This window comes from Corallococcus sp. AB045 (genome assembly GCF_003668895.1).
Classification (GTDB): Bacteria; Myxococcota; Myxococcia; order Myxococcales; family Myxococcaceae; genus Corallococcus; species Corallococcus coralloides.
In genome coordinates this window covers 25,156-38,561 of sequence record NZ_RAWN01000078.1, presented here as the reverse complement: position 1 = coordinate 38,561, position 13,406 = coordinate 25,156, and the positions used below count along the sequence as shown (strand labels likewise).

Below are 13,406 nucleotides of genomic sequence, written 5' to 3'. Positions count from 1 at the left end.
TCCTCCACCAAGCCGGGCGCTGCGGACGCCGCCTCCAAGCCCACCAAGCCGGGCGCTGCGGACGCCGCCTCCAAGCCCACCAAGCCGGGCGCTGCGGACGCCGCCTCCAAGCCCAACAAGCCGGGCCTTCCGGACGCCTCGGCGTCCTCCCCCTCCGGGAAGCTGGGCAACAAGCTGTCGGCCCTGAAGCAGGACGGTTTCGACGTGGGCGGCATCGGCGGCAAGGCCGCGGAGCTGGGCAAGCTGCTGGATAGCGCCGCCACCGTACTGAACAGCATCGCCCAGCTGGTGCAGGGCATCACGCAGGGCGTGCAGGGTGTTGCCCAGGGCGTGCAGGGCGCCGCGGATGCGGTGGGTGGCGTCGCGGGCGCGGTGGGTGGCGCCGCGAACGCGGTGGGTGGCGCCGCGAACGCGGTGGGCGGCGCGGTGGGCGCGGTGGGCGGCGCCGTGGGCGCGGTGGGCGGTGCCGCGACCAGCGTGCTGTCCCTGGCCCAGCCCCCGATGCAGGACCCCACGGCCGGCATGAGCCAGGCCCCGACCCTGTAGTCGTCCGCCGCGAGGCCTGAGGCGGTGATGAAAAAAGGCGTGACGGCGATGAGCCGTCACGCCTTTTTCGTGTCGTCACGGACTTCCAGCCGCCGCGCTACTCGATGGCGGCGACCTTGTCGTCCTTGCCGAACTTCACCCGCACCTTGGACGTCTTCGACTTCCAGTAGGTCCAGGTGCTGGAGTGGAACGACGGCGTCTCATGCGCGGGCGGCGGGCCCCACGCCATGCGCACGGCCTCGCGGCTCATGCCGGGCTCCACTTCCGACGCGGAGACCTTCTTGCGGTCATCCACCGACAGCGCCTCCAGCTTCGCGGCCTGGTCCTCCGGCGCGAACGAGGCCTGGAACAGCTTCCAGGTCTCCGAACCCGAGCGCGCGTCGTTCGTGAACTCGAGCTCCGCGCCGGTCTCCACGACCTTGAACTTCACGGAGGACGAGCCCTTGTCCAGCACCTCCACCTTCGCGTTGAACGGGATGATGGGGCCCTTGAGGTAGTTCACCCAGGACACGGTGCCGTCCTCGAAGTGGAAGTTCGCGGTCGCGTAGTAGGCCTTCTCCACCACGGGGGCGGGGGCGGGCGCGGGAGCGGCCACGGGCTCGTTGCTCAGCCGCACGACCTTGTCATCCGGGCCGAACTCGACCTCGAACGTGGACAACTTCGAGCTCCAGTACGTCCAGCGGTTGCCCTGGAGCGACGGCGTGCGGTGCGGCGGCGGCGGACCCGCCGTCAGCAGCACGGCCTCGCGCGACATGCCCCGGGCCAGCTCTCCGGCGCGGACCTGCTTCTGGTCCTCGGGCGTCAGCGCGGCGATGCGCGGGGCCGGGTCCTGCTCGGCAAAGAAGCCGGCGAAGAGCACGTTGATGGGCTTGCCCAGGCTCCGGTGCGTCACGAACCGGAACTCGACGCCGGAGTCGACGACCTTGCAGCGAATCTCATCGTTGTCCCGCTCGATGACCGCGACCTTCGCCCCCACGGGGATGGCCGCGCCCTTGCCGCGGTAGTTCACCGCGGAGAGCTGGTTCTTGTTCAGCAGGAAGTTGGCCTGGGCGTACAGCACCTCGGCCTGGGCACTCATCGCCGTCAGCAACCCCAGCGCGAGCACGGCGCTGAGGACATTCTTTCGATACACGCGAAAACCCCCTCGGGTAGGCAGCGGCGTGCTTGTAGTGGTGTCGCACGCACTGCCGCAAGGGGGTTCGCGCCGCCTCGCCCTGCCCTACGCCCCCAGCATGCCAATCACTTCCGACGACGGCATGGGGCGGGAGAACATGGGGAAGTCATACTTGAGCGCGTTGCGGTGCTCCTCCGCGGAGGTGGCGGCGGCGCAGTCCGTGAGGGTGATGACGTTGTAGCCGTGCTCGTACGCGGTGCGCATGGTCGACTCGACACAGCAGTTGGTGAGGAAGCCGCCCATCACCACCGTCTTGATGCCCTTGCTGCGCAGGATGAAGTCCAGGTTGGTGCTGGCGAAGGTGTCCAGGCCGCGCTTGCCTTCCACCACGATGTCGCCCTTCTGCGGCGCCAGCGAATCAATGATCTGCGCGCCCCAGCTGCCCTTCACGAACGCCTTCCCGTCCACCACGCCCTTCAGGATGCCGTAGGGGTGCCGGGTCAGCTCGCCGTAGCCTTCCGCGAAGGTGATGGGCGCGTGCATCACCGTCACGCCCTTCGCGCGCGCGGCCTTCACCACCGCGAGGGTGTTCTCCAGCATCTTCGTTTCCGCCATCACGCCCTTCACGGCCGGGTGCAGCACCCCGCCTTCGGTGGCGAACTCGTTCTGGTACTCAATCAACAACACAGCGGTGGTTGAAGGGTCGAGCGACATGGCGGACTCCGAGGCACAGGGACCGGACCATTCCGGACGTCCGCCATGTTTGTCAGTCATTCCAACAGGCCGTCAAGCCATCCCCCGGCTCAGGCCGCAGCGCGAGCGCCGTCCCAGTCCTCCACCTCGTAGAGGAACTTCGTGCCGCCCTTGAGCTTGCGATTGGCGGACGTGCTCTGGACGAAGACGACGTACTTCTCCAGGCTCGCGGGCCGGATGCGCACCGTCTCCCCGGGCGGCAGGCCGAGCATCTCCCGCGCGCGCTCGCCGCTGTAGAGGTCGCCGGACTTGCGGTCCATCAGCACCACCTCCTTGCGGCCCTGGATGGTCTCCGTCTTGGTGAACTCGTAGAAGCCGCGGCCCGTCTTGAAGCCCAGGCCGTTCTCCGTCACGAACTCCTTGATGGCGCTGTCCGCCTCCACCTCCAGCACCTGGAAGCGGCCCGGAGACACCGCGCGCAGGTCCGTCTCACCGAAGAGCGTGGACGCGGCCCGCTTGAGCATCGTGTTGAACATCGCGTTCAGGCCGCGGTTCATGCGGCCCTCGCGGGACACCTCTGCTTCGTACGCCTGGAGTTGCGCGTCCGAGGACTGCTTGTAGCAGACGGCCAGAAGCATATCGGTGACGTGCGAGAACTGATCCAGGCTCAGGTGGAAGCCACCCGACTTCTCCGCCAGCTCCTTGTAGAACGACGTCGCGTGACGGCGGTTCAGCGCCTGGACGCCATACACAGGCACGCCCTGCTCCCCCAGCGCGGCCACCTCCTTGCGCCAGTCCAGCTTCTTGGGGTTGTGCTGGGGCGGGTGCGGCACGTCGTCGCCAATGAGCACGAACGCCTTCGTGTAGCCCTCCGTCCAGGACAGGCTCCGGGCCTCATGCAGCACCAGCTCGTAGCACTCCGGCGCGTCTCCGCCGCCCGTCTGCTCCACCTTCTCCACGAAGCGGGTGATGGCCTTGGCGTCGTCCGTGAGGTCCAACGCCTTGGTCACGTAGGTGGACTTCGCGTCACAGTAGTCGCCGTGCGCGATGATGCCGATGCGGATGCCAGGAATCTCCTTCGTCAGCCGGGCCACGGCGGCCCCCAGCTTCTTCCGCACCTGCGCGAGACACGGATACATGCTGCCCGTGGTGTCAAAGCTGAAGACGACCTCGACGCGGTTATCAATCACAGACTTCGCCATGACGTGTTCCCCCTCGTTCCTTGCTGCGACAGGAGGAACAGTACTCGCGGGGTCTGACATGGAAGGGGGCTTCGAGGCGTCGGTTTCCGGGCGGCCTCGTACCGCCGTCCGTAGCCAGGACCGGGGGCTCGTTGCGTAGTGTCCTGGCAGGGCGTCACGCCCGCGCATCACCCAGGGGGGACCATGAGGGACATCGGCATCATCGGGGCGGGACAGGCGGGTCTGCAGCTCGGCTTTGGCCTGCTGGAGAAGGGCTACACGGTCACCGTCTACTCGGACCGCACGCCCGAGCAGATCTTCAACGCCCGGCTCGCCGCGACCACCTACCTCTTCGGCCGCGCCCACCAGTACGAGCAGGAGCTGGGGCTCGACTTCTGGAAGGGCCCGGGGGAGTACGCCCGGGGCGGGGACCTGGACGTCTGCGCGGCGCCGGGCCAGCGGGCGATCCGCGTCCAGGGGCGCATCCTGAATCCAGGCAAGTCCCTGGACCTGCGGGCGAAGTACTCCCGCTGGCTCGCGGAGTTCGAGCGGCGCGGCGGCAGCGTGGTGGTGCGGGACGTGGACGTGGACGCGCTGGAGGTGCTCGCGACCGGACATGACCTGGTGGTCGTGACGACGGGCCGCAACAGCTTCACCCGGCTGTTCGAACGGGACGCCGAGCGCAGTGTCCACACGCAGCCGCCGCGGAACCTCGCGGCAATGATTGTCACCGGCATGAAGCCGCTGCACGAGACGCCCTACCCCGCGCTCAAGTTCATCCTGACGGCGGGCCACGGTGAGTACTTCGCCATGCCGTACTTCGACCGCATCCGGGGCCCGCTGAACTGCCTCCTGCTGGAGGCCATCCCCGGCCAGGGGCTGGACCGCTTCGGCGGCGTGAGCACCGCGCGGGAGGCGATGGAGCGGATGAAGCAGGTGCTGCGGGACTTCTCACCGTGGGTGGCGGAGCGGCTGGAGGGCGCCAGCATCGTGGACGAGTCCTCCTGGCTCACCGGCGCGTTCACGCCCACGGTGCGCAAGCCGGTGGGGCGGCTGCCCTCGGGGCGCACGGTGATGGGGATGGGGGATGTCGTCATGCTCAACGACCCCATCGCGGGCCAGGGGCTCAACAGCGCGTCGAAGCAGGCGCATGCGATGACACAGGCCATCCTCGCGCACGGTGACCAGCCCTTCACGCCCGACTGGATGGAGCAGACCTTCGAGCACTTCTGGCGAACGGAGGGCCAGTTCATCACCGCGTTCACCAACATGCTGCTCCAGCCGCCTCCGCCGCATGTTCTGCGTTACCTGGGGGCCGCGTCGGCGGTGTCTCCACTGGCCGACATGTTCTTCGACAACTTCGGAGAGCCGCAGCGCTTCTGGCCCTGGATTGCCAGCCCCGACGAGACCGAGGCGCGCATCCAGCACGCGGCCGCCGCGTAGCGGCTGTAAGTCTTTGTCATTCCCACCCGGCCGGTCCTTCTCTCCCGGTCCGGGTGGCTGAATCCTCTCAGTCCCAAGACAGGGGGGAACATGACGATTCAGTTCGGATTCATCGACCAGGGTGATGGCGCCAACCTACGGACGCTCCCCGCGGAGATGAAGGGTTCCACCTGCCTGACGCCAGCGCCCCTGCCTCCGGGCACGCGGGTGAGCGTCATCCGGGACCATGCCCAGGCGCCTGGCTGGTCCTATGTCTCCACCGTGGCGGGGGGATACCTGCTGCAAGGCTATCTACAAACCCTGCGCATCACGACCCAGCTGCCGGAGCCCGCGGCGACGCTCTATCAGGTCCGTCCAGGGGACCGCCTGGAGCCCATCGCCGCGCGCATCTACCGGCAGGCCATCCAGCCGGGGCGGGACCTGCGCTTCTACGAGAATGTCATTCATCACGTGAACGTGAAGAGTGGCCGCAAGGGGGTCCAGCGCGTCGACGGTGACGTGCGGCTGGTCGCGGGCGAGCGCATCTGGCTGGTGAGCATCGCCTTCGCCAACCAGCTCCAGGGAATCGTGTCGAGCGGCTCCATCACCCACGAGGCGATGGCCCAGGCGCGCAAGGCCGCCCGGCATCTGGAGGACGTCCTCACCTCCGTGCGGCAGGCGGACCAGTACTTCGGAGAGGTCACCGGCCAGTACGGCAAGGCCATCCTGGACAACTGGCTGGAGATCTCCGCGATGGTGGTGGGCTTCATCGCCGCGGAGGCGCTGTCCACCTTCCTGGCGGCGACGCCCACCGGCGTAGGACAGCTCGCGGCGGCGCTCATCCAGTTGGGCCTGGCGGCGTTCGGAGCCCATGGCCTCATCGAGGCCGGAGGGGAGGCCCTGAAGCACGCGCAGCTGTGGCTCACCCAGGCCTGGGAGGCCAATGGCTCACCAGAGAAGCTGAAGGAGGCCAGCAAGTCCTTCCTCCGGATGCTGGTGAGCATCGCGATGGCCGCGCTGGCTCTGATGGGCGTGAAGACCAACGCGGGACGTGGGCTCAAGCTGATGACGTCCGTGAGAATCACCCCGCCCCGCATCTATATGATGGCGGCGGCGGGTCCCGGCGGTGCCTACGCGGGTGTCCCTGTCTTCCAGCCGGGCTCCATCACCGCCGCTCCGTCTGTCCCACTGCCCTTCAATCCCTGGGGCTCCGGCGCACCGTTGTTGTCAAAGGCTGTCGAGGAGGGCGGGACGTCCAAGCCGGATCCCGAGCCTACCCTGACCGAGCGCACGCTCAGCGACGCCGAGTTGGAGAAGCTGCTGGAGAAGCTCCCCAACTGGGACAAGCTCAAGGACTTCGTCGGACGCCGCATCCCGCAGGAAGGAACGCCGGAGTTCAACGTGTTCAAGCGGGAGCTCCAGGCCGCCGGCTACCGGCTGGAGAAGTTGAATACGGGCTCCCAGCCCTACCGGCTGCGCCGTCCGGACGGAAGGGCCTTGGGCGACGAGTACGGGGCACTCACGGTGCTCGAAGACGGATTGGTGGTGCTCAAGGTCGGCAAGGGCACGCCCCGTCTCAGCGTCTTCACCCGCTACCGGAAGAACTACCTGGACTGGGTGGAGAAGACCCAGGGTCCGGCGGCGCGGGCGGCAGCGGAAGTCCGGCTCTCCGCGGGCCATCCCATGCACCACCTCATCCCAGACGCGGTCGCCCAAACCCACCCGCTGATCCGCATGGCCATGGAGCGGCTCAAAGGCTATACGATTGACCGAGGGTCGAACATCCTCGACATGCACTCCGGGCTCAACGTGGAGGGCCGACTCATCCACTCAGGCAGCCACCCGCGCTACAGCGAGTTCGTGAGCGCCCGGCTTGAGGCGGCTTGGAATAGGCTGCGCACGAAGGGGGCGCCCTCCAGCTGGACGCCCAAGCTTATTGAGGAGGCCCTCTTCAAGGTCGAGCACGAGCTGCGTCAGGCCATCCAATCCGGGAGCCTGAAGGAGCCGGTCATCAAGATGTTCCAGGAGCAGCGCGGCGGTAGGGTGCTCACGGGGAAGAAGCTGGCCTTGCTGGAGCTGTCCTCTTACAGGGAGTTACACACCACATGATGTATGCATTGTCGACAGATGTCTCCCATGCCAAGGAGAATGCGGATATCTACGACGCCCATCTCATCGAGTTCGACGGTTTCATGGACGTAACGTTCTTCGCTCCCGACATTGGTTATCAGAGCCAGCAGGGCGCGCCCGGGGTTATCGAGTACTACGGCAACCTGGAGTGGATCGCCGGACGCGACCACCTGTGCACCACGTCCATGGGGTGGCTGCTGCTCTCACGGCGCATGGTGCGCGTGCTCGAAGAGGTGGGCCCGTTTCGCCACCGCCTCATTCCCACGGTCATCTATGCGGAACGCATCAAACACCTCGTGTACAGCGGATACCCTCGGAGGAGGACCTGGCATTCGGTGACGGACCCGGCGCTGAAGAACGAGGACTTCGTCATCCTCCAGTTGCTGGAGCGGACCGACTGCCTCGACCGGGAGCGCACCCTCGTGAAGGGCGTGCCCTTCCACCAGTGCGGCGAAGAATTCCTAGCCCAGGAGGACGCCGAGCCGCTCGTGCTCCGCCCGCCGCCCGGAGGCTTCCCGCCCGTGTTCTCCGTCCCCGAGCTGCTCTACTACTGCTACACCGAGGAGGCACGACAGGCGTGTGAGCAGGCGGGACTGAAGGGGCTGTGGTGGCGCCCCCAGCCGTGAGCCCTGACGCGCCCGGGGCTGGCTTTGGTCGCGAGCCCGCTCCCCTCTAGGATGACGTCCCCATGGGGACGCAACATGAGTGGTGAGGGCTCGAAGCCCGTCGCGGCGGTGCTGGTGGGGCTGACGAACTTCCGGCTGGGCCGCATCCTGCTGTGGACCCTGACGGTGTTCCTGGGGCTCCTGGCGCTCGTGCCGGGCCGTGACAGTGGGCTCCTGTGGCGCATGGCCGCCATTCCGGGCGTGCTCGCACTGATTGGAACCGGCACGGCGTGGTGGAAGGAACGCCAGAGCTCCCGGTCCGGCCCCATCCCGTGGCTGCTGTTCCGGCTGGCCTTGGGAGCAGTGCTCTTCGGCGCCGCCGCGCTCCTGCTGTGGTGGCGGCGCAGGCGCGAGCTGAAGGCCAGCGCGCATGTATCGCCGCCTTCCGCGGAACAGGTGGACCGATGGGCCACCGCCGAGATGGAGCGCTCGTCATGAGCCACGCGGCCTTGAAGCAACGGGACCCGGACGCGGCGCCGCTCGAAGCGCCTCCGCGTGAATCCATGGGAGGCATGACCCGAGCGGGCATGCGGAGCCTCCTCGCCATGGTGCCCGCGTTGCTGGGCTCCGGTGTGAGGGGCGCGCTGAAGGGCTTCTTCCTCTTCGGGTGCTTCGGTCTGGTGCTGGCGGGCGTCTTCGTGCTCGCGCCGCGTTGGACGGGCGCGGCTCCGACGCCCTCCTGGCTGAACTACCTGAGCTTCGTGCTCACGCCCCTGCCCCTGGCCCTGGCCGGGGGCTACGTCTGGATGCTCCACGGGGTCAGCTCACGGCTCGCGAGCGAGGTCCGGGCACGAGGGCTGATGGGCTATGCGTACGCCATCCTCAAGCCCGCGACACTGCAGGTCGCCCGGCGGTTGCGCGGGGCCAGCACGCCCAGCCGCGCGGAGCTCACCCGGGCCATCGAGGAGTCGGTGGCGGAGCGCATGCGGGAGCCCGAGGAGGAGCGCGAATCCGCGGCCTCCCGCGCCGGATGGCTGGAAGGCTTCCTCATGGACCAGTCCCGCCGGGTGCTGGGACTCATCGCACTCCGCGCGGTGCTGACGTCGCCGGACGTGCCTTCCGCGGTGCGGGAGCTGGAGATGTTGGCCATCGACCGATTGGAGGGCGTGCTGGAGGAGACGCTGGAGGACCTCTTCTTCCTCCAGATGGTGCTCACGCTCGGAGTGGGCGTCCTCGTCGCCGCACTGCCCACGTTCCTGCTCCTCTTCCTGCCCCGCTAAAGCGGAGACCCGCCGGCCTCTGCTAGCCTCCTGCCGTCCCACCAGGGTGGGACAGGAGGCGACGCCGGGATGGACTCACTGGACGCGCGCATGGAGCGGCTGGAAGGCCGGCTCCGACGGTGGCAGGGCCTCACCCTCGCGGCCTTCGTGCTGGCTGGGGTTGGACTGGGAACCGCGGCCCTGCGTGACGAAGCACCGCCATCGCAATCGGGAGAGCTGGTCGCCTCGCGGCTGGTGCTCAAGGACGCCAGGGGCCGCACGCGGGCCAGCCTGGAAGCGAACCGCCATGGCGGCGCGGCGCTGGTGTTGAACGACAGCGAAGGCCGGCCCCGGGCACTGCTGGGTGTGGGCGAGGACGACTCGCCCCGCCTGCGCTTCTCCACGGCGGAAGGCGAGTCGCTGGCGGAGCTGATGGTGTTCTCCGACGAGGCGCCACGCCTGACGCTGTCCAAAGCCGGAGGCGCGGAGCTGTTCTCCGTGGGGCTCCAGGTGGACGGCTCGTCGCGGCTGGAGCTGGCGGACGTGACGGGGCGGCCCCGCGCCATCCTGGGCGCGGATGAGGAGGGCTCACCGGGCCTGCTCCTGGTGGACCGTCGAGGCCAGCCCCGCGTGGAGCTGCGCGTGGGCAGCTCGGACGAGGCCAGCCTCGTGCTGGAAGGCCGCAACGGCCAGGTGTTCCGAGCGCCCGGCGTGCAGTGACGCCGCGTCGTCATTTCCGGGAGCCGGTGCACGTATCGGCTCGACCTGGGCCGGTATCTGAAGACGCTCGCGGACGTGGACAACGTCCGGTGCATCGAAAAGCGGAGCTGGCGGAAGCAGCTCTGTCAGGACGGATTTTCCGCTGCGTCCCTGCTCCCCGCGAAAGGAGTGTGATGCCCATGACGAAGAGCGACAAGCCGAGCCCCACCGACATGGAGCCCACTCCCGACAGCATGGACCTGGCCATCGCCTCGTTCCACAGCTGTCCGCCCGGCACCTGACCCACGCCGCCATCCGGTAACACCGGGACGGGCATGGACAGAGGCCGGGCTCCCGAGGGGGGACCCGGCCTCAGTCATGTCCGGGTCCTCCCTCGAGGAATCCAACCCAACGGGATGTAGCTCAGTCTGGTCAAGAGCATGCGCCTCATACGCGCGAGGTCACTGGTTCGAATCCAGTCATCCCGACTTCACATCCAAGGCAGCTCGCTCCGGAATGACCCAACCTGGCAGATACGCCGCGCTCAAAAACACGCAGGCCGCAGGTTCGAATCCCACTACTTCCCAGAAGGGCTTCCGGCAAGGAACCTGGGGGATTCGAGACAAAATGCTGGGATGAAGGAAATGATGGGCGACCGTCTTTTCTAACGCTGCCTTGGGAGAGCGATGACACAGCAGCGGACCTTGCCCGGTCCTTCATTGTCACGGTCCTGGCTGCGGCGAACCGGCGTCCCATTCCTCCTTTCGTCGACGGATGGAAGTCGCTGCAATTCCAGGCAGGGGAGTTCATCTGGATTCCAAGCAGGAAGTTTGCCCAGGCCATGAAGGGCAAACTCAGCAGCGGCTCCTACAGCCATAAGGTGCGACTGAGGATTGCTGGGAGATGGTCGACAATCTGGAGGGATGGATCGCGCGCGAGTGGAAGGGCCTCATCTACGTCGCGGGCGAGGGCTTCTACGATGCCGATCTGAAACCCCTCTGCAAGCTGGCGGGCTGAGCCGTCAGACCCGACGTCCAGTGAACGCGGCGGACTACTCGAGTTGAAGGCCGCAGTCGCTACAGGCGCCCGCCACCAGCGGGGCGGCCGTTCCACAGGCCGGGCAGGGAGGCTCTCCCTCTTCCTCGGTGGCGTCTGATGGGGCGGCGGGCACAAGGCGGGGAGTCGCCCCCTCTGGCACCAGCCCCTCGCGGCGCACCGACTCCAGCCACCCCTGCTGGAGCAGGGCGGCCACCCGGGGCCCATCCTCGGGCCGCACCAGCACCTGGAACTTCGGAGAGCAGCCGACCTTGCCGCACGCCTCACGGTGGACGAGGGCGGGGACGTCCGCGTCCAGGAAGCCCTCCACCATCCTCCGGGCATCCGCGAGTGACAACTCCGCGCACGGCACCAGCTCCGAGTCCGCCAAGGTTCTCTGCACTTCGTCTGGGGTCATGACGGCCGTGATTGGACCTCGGATGAGCCCCCTCCGTCCACCGCCCCTGGAACCGCGTCACGAACCGCAGCCGCGCGCATCCTTCCGCACGAAGACGCGGACCGGTCCCGGGTCCGCCACCTCTTCGAACCGGGCATCACCTTGGAGCGTATCGAGCAACGCCTCTCGTGAGGCCGCTCCCAGGAGGAGCGTGTCCACGCGCGGAGGAACGAGCACGACCTGCGCCCGCTCATAGTGGTGCAGGAGGAAGCGGTCGTAGCCGTTGGGCACGAAGACGATGGAGCGGAAGTCCGTGGCCACCGCGCGCCAGGAAGCACAGGCCTGGACCTGGCGCTCGAAGGCCTGGCGGAAGTCTCCATCCACCGGCGGCATGGGGCGCAGCGGCGGAGACCCGATGGTCCGGTCAAAGCGCGCGACCTGGAGGAGCGCGAGCACGGCGAGCAACAGCGCGGGCACCGTCGCGGCCCAGACAGGGACCCGCCCACGCGCGAGCACGCGCTTCCACGCCTCCGCGAGCCTCCCGAAGCCCGCCGCCGCGCACACGCCCAGCCCGGGCAGCAGGAAGGCGGAGTTGTAGAACCAGAGCAGTCGCTTGTCCGGCGCATCCGCCATGAAGAAGAAGGTGCCCGGAATCGTGCTGACCAGCGTGGCCGCGGGCGAGAGCAGTTGGATCCACCAGAAGCTGCGCTGGAAGACCACCAGCCCGCTGGTGGCCACGTCGTGCACCACCCTGCTGGGGTCGCCCAGCGCGGTGAAGGCGACCTGCCCCCACGTGCTGCCGTAGTGCGACCAGAATCGCGTGCCCGAAGGCGTCCCGAGCGCCGGCAACACCACCGCGACACAGAGCGCGAGATAGCCCAGCGCCAGCGCGGACACCCCGAGCGCCCTGCGCGTGAGCACCGCACGCGGCGGACGCGCCACGGCCGGCAGCAGCAGCAAGGCCGCCGACTGGAAGGCGAGGAACAGGCCGCCATCCGGACGCACACCCAACGTGAGCAGCGCCGTGAGCACGACCCACCGCATCCGCGCGCCCCTCAGGAGCATCACGAGCACCGCCGTGGAGCCCAGCTGGAAGAACACCTCGAAGTGCGCGGAGAGCGCGACCGTCTTCACGAACGGATTGAGCGCCAGGTACAGCGTGAAGGCGGCCGAGACCCACGGCCTCCAGACGGCGGGGAGCAGCTCGTGCTCCTCGACCATGCGCTCGAAGAACCAGACCTGGAGCCCGACCGCCGCGTACAGCGCCACCAATCCCAACAGGATGAACAGGAACTGCGAATCGCTGAGCAGGAACAGCGGCGTGAGCAACAGCAGCGTCGGGGTGAAGTGCACCGTGAGGTGGTTGAGGTCCGCGTCCGTCACCCAGAAGGGGCGGCCCCGGTGCACCGCGTTCGAGAACAGGTCGTTCAGGAGCGCGAGGTCGTGGAACGCGAACACCCCACCCCGGAAGGCGCTCCAGACGCAGACCACGGTGTAGATGAACAAGGCTCCGAGCACGAAGTGCCAGGCCCGGAACCGGCGGGTGAACGCGAAGGGATGCAAAGCGGGGCGACTCTGCCACACGAGCGCTCCGCCCGGTCGTCTTGACAACTTAGGAGTCCTAACTTAGATCAAGTGCATGACTGGGAAGCGACCGGGATACTTCGACGAGAACAGCGACCCCATCTCCGCGCGCATCGCGACAGGGCTCCACAAGATCGGGCTCGCGATGAAGCAGCAGTCGTGGCAGCAGGCGAATGGAGCGGGCCTGTCCGCGACGCAGGGACAGATTCTCGCCACGCTGGTCGCGAACGGGCCCCTCACCGGCAAGGAGTTGAGCGAGCGCCTCGGCGTGACGCTTCCCACCATCAGCGACTCCGTCCGTGTCCTCGTCGAGAAGGCGCTCGTGACCCGCTCCGCGGACCCGAGGCACCCGCGCGCCAGCCTCCTGACGCCCACGGCCACGGGCGCCTCACTCGGCGCCCGCGCGCGTTCGTGGCCAGAGTTCATGGCGGACGCGGTCGCGGACCTCTCCCCGGAGGAGCAGCGCGCGTTCTTCGCCGGCATCGTCAAGATGATCCGGATGCTCCAGGAGCAAGGGCTCGTTCCGGTCACCGGCATGTGCGTGACCTGCACGCACTTCCGTCCAAATGTACGCCCGGGCGCGTCGCCGCATCACTGCGCCTTCGTGGACGCGCCCCTGTCGAGTGAGCAACTGCGCGTCGACTGCCCGGAACACGAGCTCGCGGCGGAGTCGGCGCGACGCGAGGTCTGGGAGCAGTTCATGCGTCGCGGCTGACGCCCCCGAGTCTCAAACACGAATGA

General features: G+C 68.0%; 12 protein-coding genes, 1 tRNA gene and 1 pseudogene. 9 read left to right on the top strand and 5 right to left on the bottom strand.

Features of this window, described 5'->3' with window-relative positions; genetic code table 11:
• A pseudogene (locus D7Y21_RS41845) lies at window positions 1–546 on the top strand (hypothetical protein); the annotation flags it as partial.
• Window positions 547–643: 97 nt separating this feature from the next.
• On the opposite strand, the gene D7Y21_RS19935 reads toward D7Y21_RS41845, so the two are convergent.
• From D7Y21_RS19935 to D7Y21_RS19925, 3 genes are all read right to left on the bottom strand, one after another.
• On the bottom strand, window positions 644–1,678 hold the full coding sequence (locus D7Y21_RS19935) for an outer membrane protein assembly factor BamE (RefSeq protein ID WP_121715055.1): 1,035 nt from the start codon (window positions 1,676–1,678) through the stop codon (window positions 644–646).
• 87 nt (window positions 1,679–1,765) lie between these two features.
• Window positions 1,766–2,374 carry an isochorismatase family cysteine hydrolase gene (locus D7Y21_RS19930; RefSeq protein WP_120567258.1) on the bottom strand — a complete coding sequence of 203 codons (609 nt, stop codon included), beginning with the start codon at window positions 2,372–2,374 and terminating at the stop codon, window positions 1,766–1,768.
• Between the two features lie 89 nt (window positions 2,375–2,463).
• Window positions 2,464–3,555 carry a vWA domain-containing protein gene (locus D7Y21_RS19925; RefSeq protein WP_120567257.1) on the bottom strand — a complete coding sequence of 364 codons (1,092 nt, stop codon included), beginning with the start codon at window positions 3,553–3,555 and terminating at the stop codon, window positions 2,464–2,466.
• Window positions 3,556–3,738: 183 nt separating this feature from the next.
• Here D7Y21_RS19925 and D7Y21_RS19920 point away from each other — a divergent pair, with 183 nt between their 5' ends.
• The 7 genes from D7Y21_RS19920 (at window position 3,739) to D7Y21_RS19875 (ending at window position 10,137) form a co-directional block, all read left to right on the top strand.
• Complete coding sequence (locus D7Y21_RS19920) at window positions 3,739–4,977, top strand: styrene monooxygenase/indole monooxygenase family protein (protein WP_121715053.1); 1,239 nt, start codon at window positions 3,739–3,741, stop codon at window positions 4,975–4,977.
• Window positions 4,978–5,067: 90 nt separating this feature from the next.
• Window positions 5,068–7,065 (top strand): AHH domain-containing protein, encoded by a 1,998-nt coding sequence (locus D7Y21_RS42255; protein WP_199735458.1) that lies wholly within the window; start codon window positions 5,068–5,070, stop codon window positions 7,063–7,065.
• Window positions 7,062–7,712, top strand: coding sequence for a hypothetical protein (locus D7Y21_RS42250; protein WP_199724603.1), 651 nt, complete (start codon window positions 7,062–7,064; stop codon window positions 7,710–7,712). Before D7Y21_RS42255 ends, D7Y21_RS42250 begins: the two co-directional genes overlap by 4 nt.
• 75 nt (window positions 7,713–7,787) lie before the next feature.
• On the top strand, window positions 7,788–8,189 hold the full coding sequence (locus D7Y21_RS19895; RefSeq protein WP_121715051.1) for a hypothetical protein: 402 nt from the start codon (window positions 7,788–7,790) through the stop codon (window positions 8,187–8,189).
• Window positions 8,186–8,971 carry a hypothetical protein gene (locus D7Y21_RS19890; RefSeq protein WP_121715049.1) on the top strand — a complete coding sequence of 262 codons (786 nt, stop codon included), beginning with the start codon at window positions 8,186–8,188 and terminating at the stop codon, window positions 8,969–8,971. The genes D7Y21_RS19895 and D7Y21_RS19890 overlap by 4 nt, the downstream gene beginning before the upstream one ends.
• Before the next feature lie 69 nt (window positions 8,972–9,040).
• Window positions 9,041–9,670 (top strand): hypothetical protein, encoded by a 630-nt coding sequence (locus tag D7Y21_RS19885; RefSeq protein ID WP_120566705.1) that lies wholly within the window; start codon window positions 9,041–9,043, stop codon window positions 9,668–9,670.
• Window positions 9,671–10,061: 391 nt separating this feature from the next.
• Window positions 10,062–10,137 (top strand) — tRNA-Met (locus D7Y21_RS19875).
• 563 nt (window positions 10,138–10,700) lie between these two features.
• Here the strand turns inward: D7Y21_RS19875 and D7Y21_RS19870 are convergent.
• A complete protein-coding gene (locus tag D7Y21_RS19870) occupies window positions 10,701–11,102 on the bottom strand; it encodes a hypothetical protein (RefSeq protein ID WP_120566704.1) in 402 nt (133 codons plus the stop codon).
• A 57-nt stretch (window positions 11,103–11,159) separates the two neighbouring features.
• Entirely contained in the window at window positions 11,160–12,644 is a 1,485-nt protein-coding gene (locus D7Y21_RS19865; RefSeq protein ID WP_121715047.1) for a hypothetical protein, read from the bottom strand.
• Between the two features lie 76 nt (window positions 12,645–12,720).
• Between D7Y21_RS19865 and D7Y21_RS19860 the strand changes: the two genes are divergently transcribed.
• Window positions 12,721–13,380, top strand: coding sequence for a MarR family winged helix-turn-helix transcriptional regulator (locus D7Y21_RS19860; protein ID WP_121715045.1), 660 nt, complete (start codon window positions 12,721–12,723; stop codon window positions 13,378–13,380).
• Window positions 13,381–13,406 lie beyond the last annotated feature (26 nt).